Source organism: Xenorhabdus sp. NBAII XenSa04 (assembly GCF_963866145.1).
In the GTDB taxonomy this organism is placed as follows: Bacteria; Pseudomonadota; Gammaproteobacteria; order Enterobacterales; family Enterobacteriaceae; genus Xenorhabdus; species Xenorhabdus indica.
In genome coordinates this window covers 42,727-61,630 of record NZ_CAWMEB010000068.1, presented here as the reverse complement: position 1 = coordinate 61,630, position 18,904 = coordinate 42,727, and the positions used below count along the sequence as shown (strand labels likewise).

16 protein-coding genes are annotated in these 18,904 nt (G+C 43.7%); 9 read left to right on the top strand and 7 right to left on the bottom strand.

The annotated features are described in order from the left end of the window. Positions 1 to 15 precede the first annotated feature (15 nt). From atpG to glmS, 5 genes are all read left to right on the top strand, one after another. Positions 16 to 879, top strand: a complete 864-nt coding sequence (atpG, locus tag AAC147_RS03550) for a F0F1 ATP synthase subunit gamma (protein WP_038267015.1) — start codon at positions 16 to 18, stop codon at positions 877 to 879. A gap of 34 nt (positions 880 to 913) precedes the next feature. Beyond that, positions 914 to 2,296 (top strand): F0F1 ATP synthase subunit beta, encoded by a 1,383-nt coding sequence (atpD, locus tag AAC147_RS03545; RefSeq protein ID WP_047679042.1) that lies wholly within the window; start codon positions 914 to 916, stop codon positions 2,294 to 2,296. A gap of 21 nt (positions 2,297 to 2,317) precedes the next feature. Next, on the top strand, positions 2,318 to 2,740 hold the full coding sequence (locus tag AAC147_RS03540) for a F0F1 ATP synthase subunit epsilon (protein ID WP_047679041.1): 423 nt from the start codon (positions 2,318 to 2,320) through the stop codon (positions 2,738 to 2,740). Between the two features lie 231 nt (positions 2,741 to 2,971). Beyond that, on the top strand, positions 2,972 to 4,363 hold the full coding sequence (gene glmU, locus AAC147_RS03535; RefSeq protein ID WP_047679063.1) for a bifunctional UDP-N-acetylglucosamine diphosphorylase/glucosamine-1-phosphate N-acetyltransferase GlmU: 1,392 nt from the start codon (positions 2,972 to 2,974) through the stop codon (positions 4,361 to 4,363). A gap of 136 nt (positions 4,364 to 4,499) precedes the next feature. Next, complete coding sequence (gene glmS, locus AAC147_RS03530) at positions 4,500 to 6,329, top strand: glutamine--fructose-6-phosphate transaminase (isomerizing) (RefSeq protein WP_047679040.1); 1,830 nt, start codon at positions 4,500 to 4,502, stop codon at positions 6,327 to 6,329. 203 nt (positions 6,330 to 6,532) lie between these two features. On the opposite strand, the gene AAC147_RS03525 is transcribed toward glmS, so the two are convergent. Then, positions 6,533 to 7,024 carry a GNAT family N-acetyltransferase gene (locus tag AAC147_RS03525; RefSeq protein WP_047679038.1) on the bottom strand — a complete coding sequence of 164 codons (492 nt, stop codon included), beginning with the start codon at positions 7,022 to 7,024 and terminating at the stop codon, positions 6,533 to 6,535. Positions 7,025 to 7,109: 85 nt separating this feature from the next. Between AAC147_RS03525 and AAC147_RS03520 the strand changes: the two genes are divergently transcribed. The 3 genes from AAC147_RS03520 (at position 7,110) to AAC147_RS03510 (ending at position 13,475) form a co-directional block, all read left to right on the top strand. Further along, entirely contained in the window at positions 7,110 to 8,054 is a 945-nt protein-coding gene (locus tag AAC147_RS03520) for a LysR family transcriptional regulator (RefSeq protein ID WP_047679036.1), read from the top strand. A 200-nt stretch (positions 8,055 to 8,254) separates the two neighbouring features. Then, positions 8,255 to 10,285 carry a site-specific DNA-methyltransferase gene (locus AAC147_RS03515; RefSeq protein ID WP_445286327.1) on the top strand — a complete coding sequence of 677 codons (2,031 nt, stop codon included), beginning with the start codon at positions 8,255 to 8,257 and terminating at the stop codon, positions 10,283 to 10,285. 4 nt (positions 10,286 to 10,289) lie between these two features. Continuing rightward, positions 10,290 to 13,475 (top strand): restriction endonuclease, encoded by a 3,186-nt coding sequence (locus AAC147_RS03510; protein ID WP_052189380.1) that lies wholly within the window; start codon positions 10,290 to 10,292, stop codon positions 13,473 to 13,475. 139 nt (positions 13,476 to 13,614) lie between these two features. Here the strand turns inward: AAC147_RS03510 and AAC147_RS03505 are convergent, their stop codons facing one another. From AAC147_RS03505 to AAC147_RS03480, 6 genes are read right to left on the bottom strand one after another with little or no spacing between them, the layout of a single operon-like run. After that, positions 13,615 to 13,938, bottom strand: coding sequence for a hypothetical protein (locus AAC147_RS03505; protein WP_047679030.1), 324 nt, complete (start codon positions 13,936 to 13,938; stop codon positions 13,615 to 13,617). Positions 13,939 to 13,993: 55 nt separating this feature from the next. Beyond that, entirely contained in the window at positions 13,994 to 14,764 is a 771-nt protein-coding gene (locus tag AAC147_RS03500; protein ID WP_047679028.1) for a class I SAM-dependent methyltransferase, read from the bottom strand. Between the two features lie 8 nt (positions 14,765 to 14,772). Beyond that, positions 14,773 to 15,126: a cupin domain-containing protein gene (locus tag AAC147_RS03495; protein WP_047679026.1), complete on the bottom strand. Its 354-nt coding sequence runs from the start codon at positions 15,124 to 15,126 to the stop codon at positions 14,773 to 14,775. A gap of 48 nt (positions 15,127 to 15,174) precedes the next feature. Beyond that, the gene (locus tag AAC147_RS03490) at positions 15,175 to 15,915 is read right to left on the bottom strand and encodes an ABC transporter ATP-binding protein (protein WP_047679024.1); all 741 of its coding nucleotides are present in this window, start codon (positions 15,913 to 15,915) and stop codon (positions 15,175 to 15,177) included. Continuing rightward, positions 15,912 to 16,931, bottom strand: coding sequence for a FecCD family ABC transporter permease (locus AAC147_RS03485; RefSeq protein ID WP_047679022.1), 1,020 nt, complete (start codon positions 16,929 to 16,931; stop codon positions 15,912 to 15,914). Before AAC147_RS03485 ends, AAC147_RS03490 begins: the two co-directional genes overlap by 4 nt. Next, positions 16,924 to 18,027, bottom strand: a complete 1,104-nt coding sequence (locus tag AAC147_RS03480; protein WP_047679020.1) for an ABC transporter substrate-binding protein — start codon at positions 18,025 to 18,027, stop codon at positions 16,924 to 16,926. Before AAC147_RS03480 ends, AAC147_RS03485 begins: the two co-directional genes overlap by 8 nt. Positions 18,028 to 18,125: 98 nt before the next feature. Between AAC147_RS03480 and AAC147_RS03475 the strand changes: the two genes are divergently transcribed. Beyond that, entirely contained in the window at positions 18,126 to 18,842 is a 717-nt protein-coding gene (locus AAC147_RS03475) for a Crp/Fnr family transcriptional regulator (RefSeq protein WP_047679018.1), read from the top strand. Positions 18,843 to 18,904 lie beyond the last annotated feature (62 nt).

The following is an 18,904-nucleotide window of genomic DNA, read 5'->3' as shown; positions in this document are numbered from 1 at the left end:
TTCGGAGAAGCAGAAATGGCCGGCGCAAAAGAGATACGTACCAAAATCGCCAGTGTGCAAAACACGCAGAAAATCACTAAAGCGATGGAAATGGTCGCCGCGTCCAAAATGCGTAAAACGCAGGATCGCATGGCGGCCAGCCGTCCTTATGCAGAGACCATTCGCAGTGTGATTGGACACCTTGCGTTAGGGAATCTGGAATACAAACACCCATACCTTGAAGAGCGTGAAGTGAAACGCGTTGGGTACGTGGTTGTTTCGACTGACCGTGGTTTATGTGGCGGTTTGAACATTAACTTGTTCAAAAAATTGCTGATAGAAATGAAAGACTGGTCTGATAAAAAAGTCCAGGTTGATTTGGCACTTATTGGATCAAAAGCGGTTTCTTTCTTTTCTTCTGTTGGTGGCAACATTGTTGCCCAGGTAACAGGGATGGGAGATAACCCATCATTGTCCGAGTTGATCGGGCCAGTCAGCGTCATGATGCAAGCATATGACGAAGGGCGTCTGGATAAATTGTATATAGTGACAAACAAGTTCAACAATACAATGTCCCAGGTTCCGACAATCACTCAGTTATTGCCTCTGCCAGCCGGAGACGATGAAACACTGAAGAAGAAGTCCTGGGATTATCTGTATGAACCTGATCCTAAGGCGCTGTTGGATACCCTGCTGCGCCGCTATATAGAATCGCAAGTTTATCAGGGCGTCGTTGAAAACCTGGCTAGTGAACAGGCCGCACGGATGGTAGCGATGAAAGCCGCAACCGATAATGGCGGCAACCTGATCAAAGAGTTGCAGTTGGTTTACAACAAGGCTCGTCAGGCCAGCATCACTCAGGAACTCACCGAAATCGTTTCGGGTGCTTCTGCGGTTTAATAGCTAGGTTTACGAATTACGTAGAGGATTCAAGATGGCTACTGGAAAGATTATCCAGGTAATCGGCGCCGTGGTGGACGTCGAATTCCCTCAGGACAACGTACCAAAAGTGTACGATGCTCTTGAGGTTAAAAACGGTGAAGAAAAACTGGTGCTGGAAGTTCAGCAGCAGTTAGGCGGCGGTATCGTTCGCTGTATTGCAATGGGTACCTCTGATGGTCTGCGCCGTAATTTAGACGTAGTTGATTTGGGGCATCCAATTGAAGTACCAGTAGGTGAAGCGACATTGGGTCGTATCATGAACGTACTGGGTGATCCAATTGATATGAAAGGTGAGATTGGCGAAAAAGAGCGTTGGTCAATTCACCGTACTGCACCAACCTATGAAGAGTTGTCTAACTCTCAGGAACTGCTGGAAACCGGTATTAAGGTTATGGACTTGATCTGCCCATTTGCAAAAGGGGGTAAGGTTGGTCTGTTTGGTGGTGCGGGTGTAGGTAAGACCGTTAACATGATGGAATTGATCCGTAACATCGCGGTCGAACATTCCGGTTACTCTGTATTTGCCGGTGTCGGTGAACGTACCCGTGAAGGTAACGATTTCTATCATGAAATGACGGATTCAAACGTACTGGACAAAGTATCTCTGGTATACGGTCAGATGAATGAGCCACCAGGAAACCGTCTGCGTGTTGCCCTGACTGGTCTGACTATGGCGGAAAAATTCCGTGATGAAGGACGTGACGTTCTGTTGTTCGTCGATAACATTTATCGTTATACCCTGGCAGGTACAGAAGTATCAGCACTATTGGGTCGTATGCCATCTGCGGTAGGTTATCAGCCAACATTGGCGGAAGAGATGGGGGTTCTGCAAGAACGTATCACCTCAACCAAAACGGGTTCAATCACTTCTGTACAGGCCGTTTACGTTCCTGCGGATGACTTGACTGACCCATCACCAGCGACAACTTTTGCTCACTTGGACGCAACTGTTGTATTGAGCCGTCAGATCGCCTCTCTGGGTATTTACCCGGCGGTTGATCCTCTGGATTCAACCAGCCGTCAGCTTGACCCACTTGTTGTTGGTCAAGAGCACTATGATGTTGCTCGTGGTGTTCAGTCAATCCTGCAACGTTATCAGGAACTGAAAGATATTATCGCCATTCTGGGTATGGATGAACTGTCAGAAGATGACAAACTGGTTGTTGCTCGTGCTCGTAAGATCCAGCGCTTCCTGTCTCAGCCATTCTTCGTTGCAGAAGTATTTACCGGTTCACCAGGTAAGTTCGTTCCTCTGAAAGACACTATCCGTGGCTTCAAAGGCATCCTGAACGGTGATTATGACCACCTGCCAGAGCAGGCGTTCTACATGGTTGGTACCATCGAAGAAGCTGTGGAAAAAGCTAAAAAGCTTTAATACGGTTGACGGGAGGTTGATATGGCTGCAATGACGTTCTCCCTGAACGTAGTCAGCGCTGAAAAACTAATGTTTGAAGGGCTGGTACAGAAAATTCAGGTGACTGGCAGTGAAGGTGAGTTGGGGATTTATCCTCAACACACTCCACTGCTTACTGCCATAAAACCGGGCATGATACGTATTGTTAAGCAGTTTGGTGAAGAAGAGTTTATCTACCTGTCAGGTGGTATTCTGGAAGTTCAGCCAAACGGCGTGATCGTACTGGCCGATACAGCGATCCGTGGTAAGGATTTGGATGAAGCCAAAGTGCTTGAAGCCAAGCGCAAGGCGGAAGAACATATCCGTAACTCCCACGGCGATGTTGATTATGCTCAGGCATCTGCTGAATTGTCGAAAGCGATTGCAAAACTTCGTGTAATCGAGCTGACAAAAAAGCTGATGTAGGATTGACCCGATTTCAGGTTTCAGCCGTACAAGCTATAACTTGAAAAATAAAGGGAACAGGCAGTAGATAAAAAGCCAGTTAGTAAAGCTAACTGGCTTTTTTGCATTGCGAAATATGTAGCAATTTATTTCGTAAACAGGTTTACTTTCACACTTAAGATTAGAATTGTCAGGTTTCTTATGTCTATTACACCTCAAGCAATTGTTCCGAATCCAGTTACTCCTAAGCCGATGAGTGCAAAAAGTGTTGTTATTCTGGCTGCTGGAAAGGGAACTCGGATGTATTCTGATCTCCCTAAAGTTTTGCACTTATTGGCAGGCAAGCCGATGGTTCAGCATGTTATTGATACAGCAATGGCATTGGGTGCCCAGCAAGTTCACCTGGTGTATGGGCATGGCGGTGATTTGATGAAACAAACACTTGCAAACCAAAAAATTGCTGGCCAAAAACTAAATTGGGTACTGCAAGCAGAACAGTTAGGTACTGGTCATGCTATGCAGCAGGCTGCACCACACTTTGTGGATGATGAAGATATTCTGATCCTCTATGGTGATGTGCCTCTGATTGCTAAAGATACGTTAGAGCGTCTTATCGAGGCTAAGCCAAAAGGTGGTATTGGTTTATTGACTGCTATTTTGGATAATCCAACCGGATATGGCCGTATCATTCGTGAAAATGGCGAAGTGACAGGCGAAGTAACGGGTATAGTCGAACAAAAAGATGCAACTGACGAACAGCGTAAAATTAACGAAATCAACACCGGTATTTTGGTAGCAAATGGGGGGGATTTGAAACGCTGGTTATCCAAATTGGAAAACAATAATGCGCAGGGTGAATATTACCTCACTGATGTTATTGCACTCGCACATAAAGAAGGCCGTCAGATAAAAGCAGTTCATCCAAGCCGTTTAAGTGAAATGGAAGGGGTTAATAATCGCCTTCAACTTTCTGCATTGGAACGTATTTACCAGTCTGAGCAGGCGGAAAAATTATTGCTGGCAGGCGTCATGTTACTGGATCCGGCGCGTTTTGATTTGCGCGGAACACTAGAACATGGCCGCGATATCATCATTGATACCAATGTGATTATTGAAGGTCATGTTGTATTGGGGAATAACGTTCAGATAGGCTCTGGTTGTATTCTGAAAAATTGCGTTATTAGTGATGGTGCAGTCATTAGCCCTTATACTGTCATTGAAGATTCTGAAATCGGCTCTGAATGTACTGTGGGGCCTTTTGCTCGTTTACGTCCAGGTTCTAAACTGGCGGAAAAAGCACATGTTGGCAATTTCGTGGAAATGAAAAAATCTTCCCTCGGCTTAGGTTCTAAGGCGGGACACTTGGCTTATCTTGGTGATTCTGAAATTGGCAATAATGTCAATATCGGTGCAGGAACCATTACCTGTAACTATGATGGTGCTAATAAATTTAAGACCATTATTGGCGATGACGTATTTGTGGGTTCTGATACCCAACTCGTTGCACCTGTAAACGTTGCTAAAGGTGCGACTATCGGAGCAGGAACCACGGTAACAAAAGATGTTGCTGAGAATGAGCTGGTCATCAGTCGTGTCAGGCAAACTCATATTCAGGGCTGGAAACGTCCCGTTAAGAAAAAATAAAATATATACATAATAAAAATCCCCATCTCTACCAAGCTCAGGGGCCGGCAAAGCCAGAACGCGATTTGCCGTAAGACAATCAGGTTGTACGACATAAAAAGGGCGTTGATTAGCCCTGTTTTTAGGAATGAAACACATGTGTGGAATCGTTGGTGCAGTAGCACAGCGTGATATAGCAGAAATATTGATCGAAGGTCTTCGTCGTCTGGAGTACCGTGGCTATGATTCTGCGGGTATGGCCGTTGTCGATAGCGAAAATCAGCTAACTCGTCTGCGTGAAGTGGGCAAAGTACAAATGTTGGCTGATGAAGCGGATAAACAGCCTGTTATCGGTGGTACAGGTATTGCTCATACTCGTTGGGCGACACACGGAGAACCAAGCGAGCGCAACGCGCATCCTCATGTTTCTGAACATATTGCGGTTGTACATAACGGTATTATTGAAAACCATGAAGAACTGCGTGAAGAATTGAAAGCACGTGGTTACAGCTTCTCTTCTGATACCGATACTGAAACCATTGCTCATCTTGTTCACTGGGAACAGCAACAAGGCGGCTCATTGCTGGAAGTGGTACAGCGTGTTATACCACAGTTGCGTGGCGCTTATGGCACCGTCATTATGGACAGCCATCAACCAGACGTGCTGATAGCGGCACGTTCTGGTAGCCCATTAGTCGTTGGATTGGGCGTCGGTGAAAACTTCTTGGCATCTGACCAACTGGCATTACTGCCTGTGACTCGCCGCTTTATCTATCTGGAAGAAGGTGACATCGTAGAAGTTACTCGCCGTACCGTTCGCATTTTTGATACACAAGGTGAAGCGGTTGAACGTGAGCAGATTGAATCCAATGTTCAGTATGATGCGGGTGATAAAGGTATCTACCGTCACTACATGCAGAAAGAGATTTACGAGCAGCCAATGGCAATTAAAAACACGCTGGAAGGCCGTTTGATCCATGGTGAAGTAAATCTGTCAGAGTTGGGTGCTAACGCAGAAGAATTACTGTCTCAGGTTGAACATATCCAGATCGTTGCCTGTGGAACTTCTTTCAATGCCGGTATGGTTTCACGCTACTGGTTTGAATCACTGGCGGGTATCCCGTGTGATGTGGAAATTGCCTCTGAATTCCGTTATCGCAAGCCAGCACGTCGTAAAGGAAGTCTGCTAATCACACTATCCCAATCTGGTGAAACAGCAGATACCTTAGCGGCACTGCGTTTATCCAAAGAGTTGGGTTATCTGACTTCATTGACTATCTGTAACGTAGCGGGTTCATCTCTGGTACGCGAATCTGACTTTGCCCTGATGACCAAAGCGGGCGCAGAAATTGGTGTTGCATCCACTAAAGCCTTTACTACTCAGTTAACTGTATTGCTGATGCTTGTGGCGTACATGGGACGCCTGAAAGGTGCTGATGCTTCTCTCGAACAAAATATTGTTCATGCACTGCATGCTCTGCCAAGCCGCATTGAAAGCATGTTGTCGAAGGACAAGGTTATCGAATCACTGGCTGAAGATTTCTCAGAAAAACATCACGCACTGTTCTTGGGCCGTGGCGATCAGTACCCGATCGCCGTTGAAGGTGCCCTGAAACTGAAAGAGATCTCCTACATTCACGCAGAAGCTTACGCTGCGGGTGAATTAAAACACGGGCCACTGGCACTGATTGATGCAGATATGCCGGTGATCATCGTCGCACCAAACAACGAACTGCTGGAAAAACTGAAATCCAACATTGAAGAAGTCCGCGCCCGTGGTGGATTGCTGTATGTCTTCGCTGATCAGGATGCAGGTTTCACCGACAGTGAAAACATGAAGATTATCTCTCTGCCACACGTAGAAGAGTTGATCGCTCCGATTTTCTATACCGTGCCGCTGCAATTGCTGTCTTATCACGTTGCATTGATCAAAGGCACAGATGTGGATCAGCCGAGGAATCTGGCGAAGTCGGTGACGGTGGAGTAACAGTATCATACTCCACTAATATGGTGTGGGATGACAAAATAGATCTAAACGAGACACTAGAGTTGTAAATTGAATAAATCCGGTTGTGCTGTATAAAAAGCATACCGGATTTTTTTATGGACAGATCGAAACAGTCACTTTCAGAGCCGGATATTGGGTTTACTACAAATATCCGGTGGAGTGATGTCAGGCTGCGTAGTCAGTTATAAAGTCATAATCATTTCATGCCAGGCCATGCCGCCATGGTCAGATTCGGAAGGTTTGATATATTCATAACCAAATTTCTTATACAAATCGACGTGATGAGTTTTACACATTAGATGAATCGCCTTCTTGCCCTGCTGTTTCATTAAGACAATAAATTCCCGCATTATGAGTGTAGCGTAGCCTTTGCCCTGATATGCAGGATCCAGCACCACCGACATAATCACAACGTTAGGTGCAGCAGCATCATGTCCAACCAATTCTTTGAACTCTTCATCTGACATCACGACTTCCCAGGCGCAGCCGGAGTTGATGAAGCCGACAACCTTGTCGTCCACTTCCAGGCATAAAAAACCTTCAGGATATTGTTGAATACGAGTGGCGATTTTTTCACGTGTTGCGGCCTCATATCCTTCGTAAGCTTCTGTTTCAATTACAAAACAACGGTCAAGATCCGTCATTTTAACTTTGCGAAATACAGGCTGCATCATAACATTCCCGTCAATGATTAAATATGGACAGCGCTGTTGTACCAGCTTATTATAATGCTAATACTGCATTTTATTCAGATAAAAAATGAAAGTTATGCATTCTTTCTTACGTAATATCGATCTCAACCTTTTGCTGGTTTTTGATGTGCTTTACCGTCAAAGAAAAGTTAATGAAGCAGCGAATGAACTTGCTATTAGCCCTTCTGCACTTAGTCATGCTCTGTCCAGACTAAGAATGTCGTTAGATGACCCGCTATTCATTAGATTAGATGGCCAAATGCGGCCAACCGCTAAAGCTGAACTCATCGCCCCTTCAATCACTGGTGCGTTAGCTAGCCTGTCCGCAAGTCTTAACACGAATGAGACATTTGATCCTGCCACCAATCATCAGGTGTTCCGTTTCGCGGTGACAGACTATACGGCAGCGGCTTTCTTCCCTGTGTTTATAGCTCGATTACAAAAGCTTGCCCCTAATATTGTTACCAAGGTGGTTTATTCATCAGGCTTTGATTCGTCAGATGATTTGCTCACCGGTAAAGTTGATTTTGCCGTGGGGTTTGAAGAAGGAGTGGCAGTACAACGTAAGGGTATTATGGCGATCGAAGGTTTTCAGGATGAGTATGTAGTGGCAGTCAGGAAAAAACATTCATTTATCCAAGAATCTCTTTCAATTGAAGATTACCTCTCTGTTGGCCATGTGGTAGTCAATCCCTGGAATGAACCCCATGGCACCATTGATCGTCTTTTGAAAGGGCTTAATGTCAAACGCAAGATTGTGGTGGAATTGCCAAGTCTGATGCCTGCTCCCCTGATTGTCGCTAACACTGATCTGGCCATTACTATGCCGAAAAGAGCCATAACAACCCTGTTTACTGCTACAGACTTAGCCGTATTTCCCACGCCATTCACCATTCCGCCTTATCGCTTAAAAGTGTATTTCAATCCAAGCTATAGCAATACCAAAGCCCACGATTGGATGAAAGAACAAATAGCCACGGCTAGCTCACTAGATGCTATTTGTCCCACCTAAAAGCTCTGAATGGTAGGACGCTTAGGCTTTAGTTTTTATGTTAATAGGGTTTTCAGACTTTCAATGTATTAGGAATTCTTTACTACACTTAAACGGTAACTTGCTGTGATTAAGGCAATGCTTTAACCGTTTAACGAAGAATATGAACCACGAGCATGAGTTTTGCTCAGTTGGCAATAAATGGAATTCCTCTGATGACAATTGAAAAAATCACCCTGAATTACCCAGAGTCCAAGAGTGCGGATATCACTCAAAAAAATATCGCTCAACTTAAACAACTTTTTCCTGAGGTATTTTCTGAAGGAAAAATTGACTTTGATGCTTTGAAAACGGTTCTTGGTGAGGCGATTGACGATAGCGACGAACGCTATAACTTTACATGGCACGGTAAGGCGCAATCACGTTTGATTGCGCAAACACCTTCGACAGGCACCTTACGCCCTTGTAAAGAAGAAAGTGTGAACTGGGATACCACGGAAAACTTGTTTATTGAAGGTGATAACCTTGAAGTCCTTAAAATATTACAAAAGTCTTACCATAAAAAGATAAAGATGATCTATATCGATCCGCCATATAATACCGGGAGCGATTTTGTTTATAAAGATAATTATCATGATAATATAAGGAACTATTTAGAAGTAACTCGGCAAATTAATATCAATGGACAATTGAATTCAACTAATAGAGAAACCTCTGGTAGGTATCACTCAAACTGGCTGAATATGATATTTTCACGGTTGCTCGTTGCTAAAAACTTACTTCATCCAGAAGGAATGATCTATATATCTATAGATGATAATGAAGTTTTTAATTTAGTGAAAGTTTGTGAGGAAATGTTTGGATATGATGCTGTTAAAATCATTGTGGTTAAAATGAGTGAAGCGAGTGGTCTAAAAATGGCTAATGTCAAAAAACTAGGCACTATTCCAAAATTAAAAGAATATATTATTGCTATAAAACCGAGTGGTATCAATAATATTGAATTTACACTAATAAAGAAACCTATGTGGGACTCGGAGTATAATATATACTTGGATAATTTTAGTAGGGAGAATAGAGACTTTTATGATTCTATAAAAAATTCGGAATATCTTAGTGATGATCAGTTAAAAAAACTAGATGAAATTTTATCAGGAATAACTTTAAAGTCTTTGTCCGAAGTATATAAAGGACCCGTTTCCAAAAAGAATGAATGGCTTTTCAATAATAGCTGGAGAATATGTCAGTGCGTCAAATCTAGTAGTGTTTACAAACTAAGCGAAGAAAAGAAGAAAAACAAAAAAATAAGTGATGTTTTTTCTGTTAAGTCAGCTCAGGGATTAGTATATCTTGTACGAGGAACATATCCAGAAACTAGTCGAGACCCTAGGCTACAATTAATATTTGCCTCTGATAACCTATTTGTTCATCCTGGTGATTTTTGGGCTCATATTAAAACTACAGGGCTTGATAATGAAGGTGGAGTCCCTTACAAAAATGGTAAAAAACCATTAAAGTTAGTGACTGAACTGATTAGCTCTTTAAAATGTCTTAATGATGGAGATATCGTTTTGGACTTCTTCGCTGGTTCAGCAACGACTGGTGAAGCGACAATGATAGTAAGTAAAAATAAAAATATTAAATTACATTATATATTAGTTCAATTACCTGAAAATTTAGAGGACACTTACAAATTAGCCAGTACTGATATCAAAAAGCAAATAAAAGAGTCTATGGATTACTTAAATGAACTGGGTAAGCCTCTTCTCTTAACAGAACTGGGAAAACAAAGAATTAGAATGAGTATTGAAAAATACAAAACTGAATCTCAAATAGATGGATTTAAAGTATTTAAGCTAGATAAAACTAATATCCGTTCTTGGGATGTTAACTTCGATAATTTGGAACCAGCACTTAAACTCGCATTAAAATCAATTAAAGATGATCGCTCGGTAGAAGATATTCTCTATGAAATCCTACTTAAATACGGTGTTGAATTAACCATCCGTGTTGAAGAGGTCACTGTAGAGGGTAAAAGAGTCTTTATTGTTGGCTCAGGTGCCTTAATGATTTGCCTGGATGATGACATCACCGAACAGGTGGTTGAAAGTATCGCCAAACTGAAAGAAAAGCTCAATCCAGAAAGCACTCAAATCGTTTTTAAAGACCAAGGCTTTGCAGACAGTGTTATCAAAACCAACGCGATTCAGATCCTAAAGCAGTATGGTATCAACGACGTAAAGAGCATTTAAGGTAATGATGATGAAGATTCAATTTAGATCGGACTTATTACACCAAACCAATGCAGTTGATGCTGTTTTAGGTGTGTTTGCAGGGCAGGAAACATTTCAATCTAATTTCACTGTCACAGATAAGATGTGGGCGAATCAACAACTGGATATCTTTGCTAAAAACAACGACCTCGGTGTCGGAAATGCTCTTACTTTATTGCCTGATGAGATTTATACCAACACACGTAATGTTCAGTTAAAAAATGGTTTGCCACAGGTTGAAAACACAAAGCAAGAACTGCCAAGTCTGGATTTCAGTGTTGAGATGGAAACAGGTACAGGTAAAACCTATGTGTACCTGCGCTCTATCTTTGAACTAAATCAGCGTCATGGACTGACAAAGTTTATTATCGTAGTACCGTCTATTGCGATTAAAGAAGGCGTCTATAAATCATTGCAAATCACAGAGCCACACTTCCGCGAACAGTATAAAAACGTTCAGTATGACTATTTTGTCTATGACTCATCAAAGCGCGAACAGGTGCGTAACTTTGCTACCAATGATTACATCCAAATTATGGTGATGAATATTGATGCGTTCAGTAAGTCATTCACCGATCCTACGAAAGAAACTACGGCGAATCTGATCCACCGTACAGATGACAGATTGAACGGGATGAAGCCTATTGAATTTATTCAGGCGACTCGCCCTGTCGTTATTATTGATGAACCGCAGTCAGTGGTATCAACGGCAAACCGAAAAGAAGCGATTAGCAGCTTAGCGCCATTGTGTACATTCCGTTATTCGGCCACGTTGGAAGAAGCACCACACCTGCTGTATAAGCTCGATGCTATTGATGCCTATGAGGGCAAACTGGTTAAGCAAATTGAAGTTGCTTCGCTGGAAGTTAAAGACGGGCATAACCATGCCTACATCAAGCTAGTGAGTGTTGATAATAAGAAATCCCCCATTTCTGCCAAGATTGAAATTGATGCTCAAACGCGCACAGGCAAGCTGCAACCACGTAAGGTAATCACTATCAAAGATGGTCAGATTAATGATTTATTTGAACTTTCTGGTGGGCGCAGTGTTTATGAAGGCTATATCGTTAACGATATTTATTGCGAAGAAGGTAATGAATATATTGATTTTACCAGTCGCGATGAAATTGTGCGCCTTGGGCAAGCCATTGGCGAAGTAGATTCGGACGCTTTCAAGCGCATTCAAATAGCCAAAACTATCGAAGAGCACCTGGAAAAAGAGTTGAAATTCTACCACAAGGTAACAACGGGTTATGACAAGCTCAACCATTCGAAAATCCTGAGCCAGAAAGGTATTAAGGTGCTGAGTCTGTTTTTTATCGATAAGGTTGCCAACTACCGCTGCTACTCTAAAGATGGCGTGCCTGTTCAGGGTAAGTTTGCCTGGTGGTTTGAAGAAGAATTTGCCAGGCAGGTTAGTAAGCCCAAATATCGCGTGTTGTACCCGATAATCTGGGATAATAATGGCGATAAATACACTATTAACGAAATAGCACTGCAAGAGCTCACCCAAACAGTGCACGATGGTTACTTTGCACAGGACAAGAAAAAAGACACTTCTGGCAACCCTCAGTTCACTGACTCGAAGCTTTCAGCTAAAGGCGAAGGGGGTAAAACCACGGCAGATGAGTCGGCCTATAATCTGATTATGAAAGATAAAGAAAAGCTTCTATCTATGGATGAGAAGTTGCGTTTTATTTTTTCACACTCAGCATTGAAAGAAGGCTGGGACAACCCGAATATTTTCCAGATTTGTACGTTGAATGAAACCCGTTCAGTCACTAAAAAACGACAGGAAATCGGTCGTGGCCTACGTTTAGCCGTTGATCAGTCTGGTGAACGCGTGCCTTACGGTTTTGAGGTAAATACCCTGACCGTTATGGCAAACGAATCTTATGAAAGCTTTGTTTCTGAATTGCAAAAAGAGATTGAAGCAGAAGAAGGCATTAAATTTGGTGTGGTTGAGTCTCACCAATTTGCCAACATCGTTGTTTCTGGTGAGTTGGAGCAGAAAGCCTTCTTGGGAGCGAAGGGGTCAGAAGAGATCTTCCAGCATCTTCTGTCTCAAGGTTATATTGATGGTAAAGGTAAGATTCAGGATGTGCTGAAAATTGCCATCAATAATAATGAGGTGAGTCTGCCTTCCCGTGTTGCTGAGTATACTGAGGCCATCGTTGCCATGTTGAAGAAGTTGGCAAAAGGCTTGAACGTGAAAAAACATGCAGAGAAGCGCTCTGTAGCCTTGTGTGAAGATACAAATGGTAAGCAGGTTGTACTTGGTGAAGACTTCAAAGCCCTTTGGGGACGTATTAAATACAAAACAACTTATCGTGTTAACTTTAATATCAACGAGCTAGTTGATAACTGTATCAAGGAAATTAGAGCGAATGTGGTTGTAGCCAGAGCCTGGTTTCAGTACACCAAAGTTAAGATTGCTGTTACTGAAGCTGAACTGAAAACCTACGATGAGAAAACCAAGATGCAGTATTATTGCAGTCGCAACTTCCAGTTGCCAGATATCGTGACTTATCTGACCGATCAGACCAATCTGACCCGCCAGACAATTATCGATATTCTGCTAGGTTTAGGCGATAAGCTGGAAGCCTTCAAAAATAATCCTCAGCGCTTTATCGAGTTAGCGGGTAAAGTTATCCGTAAACAGATGCGTATTGCCATTGTGGATGGAATTAAGTACCACCGTATTGGTGACGAGGCATACTATGCCCAAGAGCTTTTCCAAGAAGAAGAGCTGACTGGTTACTTCAAAGATATGGTGAAAGCTGAAAAATCGGTATATGACTACATCATTTGTGATTCAGATACTGAGCTTAACTTCGTTGAAAAGCTGGAAAATGCTGAAGAGGTGAAGATTTATTCCAAGCTGCCATCTTGGTTCAAGATTGATACTCCGCTAGGCAGTTACAATCCTGATTGGGCAGTAATCATTGATAAAGGTGATGGAGCCGGGGAGAAGCTTTACTTTGTGGTTGAAACGAAATCAAGCATATTCTCAGATGACCTGCGTGAAGCAGAAAACGCTAAGATCAAGTGTGGTGTTGAGCATTTCAATGCATTAAGTAAAGACAAAAATGGCAAAGAGGTGCCCAACGCTGCCAAGTTTGTTAAAGCCGATAACTTTGATACGTTCAGTGCTCATTTTGGATCTTAATAGCATCAAGGCATTAGCGCATAGTGCCTTCAGGTTACAGGCAAAGCACTGGTTTTTATCCGGCGCTCTGCCTTAATGTGTCGGGCAGGGTACGTACCGTAACTTTACCAATAAAATCAAATACTACCTTTATATTTATCTATTTCCTGATACGCTTCTGGTGGGATACCGAGTAATTCTGCAAAGGCAGATATAACAGGCGATAATCCCCTGCCATCAATTCAGAACGTAACTCAACCAAATGATCTAAATAATCTTTTGTATCGTCATCGTCCATATAGTAATCATTTTCGTCTACGGAAAAAGTGAATAACAGATAGTTTTCCCCTTTCTCGCAGATCACGGAATGCCCATCATCAATGCGCATAAATACCGAAGGGATCATATCTGGTGGCACTTTCAGGTAGCAAATAACCTGCCCCCAATCTGCATAATAGAACCCCACATCAAAATACTGAGCCATTAATCAAGAGGCAATGTTACAAAAATGGGGGTGGTCATAGCGTTATATGACAGATCTACTTAATACTCACCGTGGCAATATAATTAAGTTTTTTACGATTTCGCCGGAAGTAACGGAACATACACAGAAATTGTGGCCAGTTCTCTTTTTTCAGGGCGTTTTTCACAATGGTAAGCGCGCCGATAAAACCTTCATCATAGATAAGTCCTTGCGGTGACAGTAGTGTCATTGGCCCGCAATTGACAGAGACCTTACTGAACCCGGCATTTTTGAACAGATTTATCCACTCTTCTTTGAGCATGGGCTGGGCTTTCACGTGAATAGCCTGATGCATCTGTGTGAGGGTGACTGTTTTATCCTGTTGATTCCGTAATGCGATATCGTGAGTCAGCAAACGTCCTCCGGGTTTCAGTACCCGTAGATACTCCTGTAGCAAACAGGCTTTGGCTTTATTACTATACATTGTCAACATGGCCTCATTGATCACCACATCGAAACTGTTGTCATCAAAGGGAAGCCTGGAAGCATCTGCAAGGCGGATAGTGATCAGATGTGATAATCCTTTCTCGGCAATGTGTTTGCCCGCCTTTGCCAGTGCATCTTTATCCATATCGATTCCCACAATATGGCAATGGAAACGTTCAGCGATATCAATGGCTGTTGTTCCCATATTGCAGGCGATCTCCAACACAGCAGAGTCTTCTACGAGTGTGGAATGGGTCAACAGCCATTCGGTAGCTTTTTTTCCGCCGGGACGCAGGCGTTTTTTCCCCAAACGAGCCAGAAACTTATGTCCAGCTTCATGAGTTGTGATTTGTTCTTCCATATTGCCCCTTATTTTGCCGATGGTTTACCCGCGGGTTCCTTTAATATCACCAACAGCATTTTGGCTGGTTCAGGTGCATCCACAGCATGTGGGATATTGGCGGGCATGCGGACAATCTCTCCCTGTGTTGCGGTAACGGGTTTACCGTTGATGGTTAGAATAAGGCATCCTTCGATCACTATAACGATGGCGTCAAAGGGGGCGCTATGTTCAGAGAGTGACTGCCCTTCATCAAAGGCAAAGAGGGTGATATTGCCAGCACCATTTTTGGCCAGTACCCGTCTGGAGATCCTCTGTTCAGAGTAATTAATCAGGGCACTGATGGTCAGGGCTTCAGATGAAATGATTGTGTTGTCTTTCATGGTAATAATTCCTTATTAACAAAGATGTCTTTGTTATAGAAACAGTGGTTATCGAAACAGTGGGATCACGCCCTGTGTCTGTCGGTTTTGATGGTTGATGGGCGTGACTGCGATTGGGATCTGATAAAGCATCTGCAAATGAGGCTCTGTCAGAACGGTTTCAGTTTGTCCGAACTGGTAATTGCCATCGGTAAATAGCAATAGCGCGTGGTCCGCAATATGCAGCGCATGCTGGGGACAATGGCTGGTAAAAAGAATAGTCATTGAGCGGTTAGCGGCTAATTCCCGTAGAACCGTTAGCACATTGTCCTGATTGGCAAGATCGAGGGCGGAAGTTGGTTCATCCAGTATCAGAATTTCTGGTTCGCCAGCGAGTGCACGGGCGATCATCACCATCTGCTTTTCCCCACCGCTGAGTTGATCGAAAGGATGATCTGCCAGTTTGATTAATCCGAGATAATCAATGCATTGATCAATGATCCGGTAGTCATCTGCTGATGGAGAAGCATACCAGGGCAGATGGCGGATCCGTCCGAGACTAATCATGGTCTTAACCGAGTAAGTAAATGGAGATGCATTCAGTTGGGGTACATACGCGACAGGTGCATTGAGTGCTATATGGCCTGTCGCGCCTTTCTGCAAGCCAAGTAAGATCCGTAACAATGTTGTTTTACCTCGTCCGTTGGGTCCCAGAACGGCACCGATACTTCCCCTGAGCAGATGGAAATTTAGCGAGGTAAAAAATTGCCTTTTTCCGATAGTGTAATTGAGGTTATTAACGTGGATCATAGCGCTGTAACCTTTTTATTCATGGAGTGGATCAACAGGGCAAAAGCGGGTGCACCGATAAGGGCAGTAATAACACTGAGCGGGATTTCAGCATGGGTTATACAGCGGGCGAGGGTATCGACACCGATCATGTAGATCCCACCGATAATGGCGGAAGTGGGCAGGAGGATTCGGTGATCGTGACCAACCAGGATCCGTGCCATATGAGGAATAATTAAACCGACCCATCCGATTGTACCGGAGATTGCAACAGTTGCACTGGTGATCAGGGTGACACACAAGAGTATGAGCCAGCGTGTAGGAGTGACAGACATTCCGAGAGCCTGAGCATTTTCTTCTCCCAGTGATAACACATTGATACGAAAGCGTAGTGCAAAAATCAGACTGACAGCAATCAATATAACCGGCAGTAATATCCACAGTTTGAAATAGGTTGCACTGGCAAAACTGCCCATAAGCCAGAAAATAATCGACTGAAGGGTGTTGTTCGGATCTGCGAAACAGGTAATCAGCGAGATCAGTGCGCTAAAGAAAGCATTAATGATCACTCCGGCAAGAATCAGCATCAGTAACCGGCTGCCATAGCGGTTCGATCCCAACATAAATACCAGCATAATGGCGATAAATCCGCCGATAAAAGCGAAGCTGATGGTTATCAGCATGGAGGAAAAGAGCAGAATCGCCAGTGCACCTCCCAGTGCAGCACCGGAAGAAACACCGATGATCTGGGGGCCGACAAGAGGGTTACGGAAAATGCCCTGTAGAGCGGCACCGGAAACTGCCAGTCCGGCTCCGGCTAATGCGGCTATCAGCACGCGTGGCAGACGCACATATAACACAACATTTTCCGCTGTACGGGAGTAATCCCCGCTGCCCTGAATACCTGACAAGCTATCTGTAAGGATTTGGATCACTGTCAGAAAAGGCACGGAGTAGCGGCCTAAACTGAGTGCCGCTAACAGGGTCAGCAGAAGCAGCGTGAATAATACACACCATAGTAATCCACGGTTATTCATGAGGTTGCTCCATGAGTTTCAGGTAATCTCTTCCTTGCTGGTTCAGTTTGAGTTGCAGAATGTCGTCGATTTGTGATTCTGTGAGCCTGTAACCATAAAGCTGTTGGTAACGTTTATGGATTTCATCACGTAACGGCCAATGGATAGTATCAGGGTGGAAAATCATGGAGAGCCATTGCCAGTACAGCGGGGTTTCCTGATTAGGCGCATCCCAGATGAAACCGCCGATAGGAAGTTTATAAACCCGTTTATTTTTCACAGCAGTCACATCACTGAGTATCGGGTTGTGGTAGATATCAGCGGGAGAGAGACCAGCTTCAAAATTACCGAGCAGAATAATATCCGGATCCCATAGCAGAATTTGTTCGATATTCAGGGTTCGCGGGCCGATTAAATCACGGTTCAGGCTAACACCACCGGCAAGGGCAAAGTCCGCATTATTGTGTGAGGCTGACCCGAAGGTCTGAATGCGTTGATGGAAGTGGGAAAGGTACAGAACACGGGGGCGCTTTGCCTCAGGGATCTTATCGGTGATTATGCTTAACTGGCTAATAACCTCCTGCCGCCAGGAGATCATCTCCTCAGCTTTTTTGTCATGGCCGAGAGTGAGTCCCATCAGGCGGATCCACTCCTGTGTACAGGATTCTCCACCATAATTGAGCGTAGCAACTGTCAGGCCGGCATTACGCATCGGTGAAATAATGTCATCTCCTCGATGCCCCCATTGCCAGACAAGATCCGGCTGTACATTTAGCAATGCTTCAATATTGGGGGTAAAATTATTACCCACCATATCCGTACGGATATTGAGCACATCAGGAAAGATTTTACTCAGCATCCCATCCCGGGCGGCAACACCAGCAAAGGGATGCATTCCCACCAGTTTGTCACTGCTTTCATCAAGCCCTGCCAGCATGGATGCCGCAGGAATGGGGATCACAACGATACGTTCAGCAGGTATAGACAGGTGAATAACTTGTTGGGACATATCACGGAATTCAATAGCGCTATCCGTTGTTATACCAGCCGTTGCCACACCAGCAGCCATACTGGTGATATAGAATGTGGCAATGACCTTAAAAGTATTATTTATCATATGGTTATTTTATTCTCTAAATAATAACATAATTGATAATGAGTCTTATTATGATTTATATTTAAACGTATTTTATGGTGCACGAATGAGGATGACCTATGACATTTGTCAAAAACACATTTCCCCAGGATAAATTGATAACTATCCTGAAATCGTGTCCGCTATTTCGTGTCATTCCGAACGAGGGGCTGGTGTTGTTACTGGAAAATTGTGGTTATATTCAGTTTGAAACGGGAAGGATCCTCCATCATGAAGGCGAGCTTTTTAAATATTGTCCGCTGGTTATTGGTGGACAAATTGAAGTTTTCCGTAACTCATATCTGGGCAATGAGAAGGTTTTCGGTATTTTTCAGGCCGGTGAAATTGTGGCGATTGCTGCTGCCTTTATGCCTCATAACCGTTACCCCATGACATTAAGGGCAAGGGAAAAAGGTGAAGCGTTGCTGCTGGAGAAAAAAGACATTTTATTGTTATGTCAGCGTTATCCAGTGATCATGGAAAAACTGCTCGTACGCTTTAGTTTGAAGCTTTATGAGAACATCAATCATATCGACTGGCTGACATCCAGTTCTGCTGAGCAGCGTCTGGCGGCGTATCTGTTGGAGCTAACAAAACAACAGCAGACTGAAAATGTGCTTTTGCCATTATCCCGTGGGCAACTGGCCGCCAAACTGGGGATCCGTTATGAAACTCTGAGCCGGATTCTTTCCAGCTGGCGACAGAAAGAGGGTATCAATATTAAAAAAGGCAGGATTCAGATAAAAAACGGGGATTATCTTGCTCAACTGGCGATTTCAGCTCAACGCCCTTTTTAAGTCTGAATAATCCTGAGCTGAAAACCATCCCGGCAATAATTTAGCAGGGATGGTTATTTGAG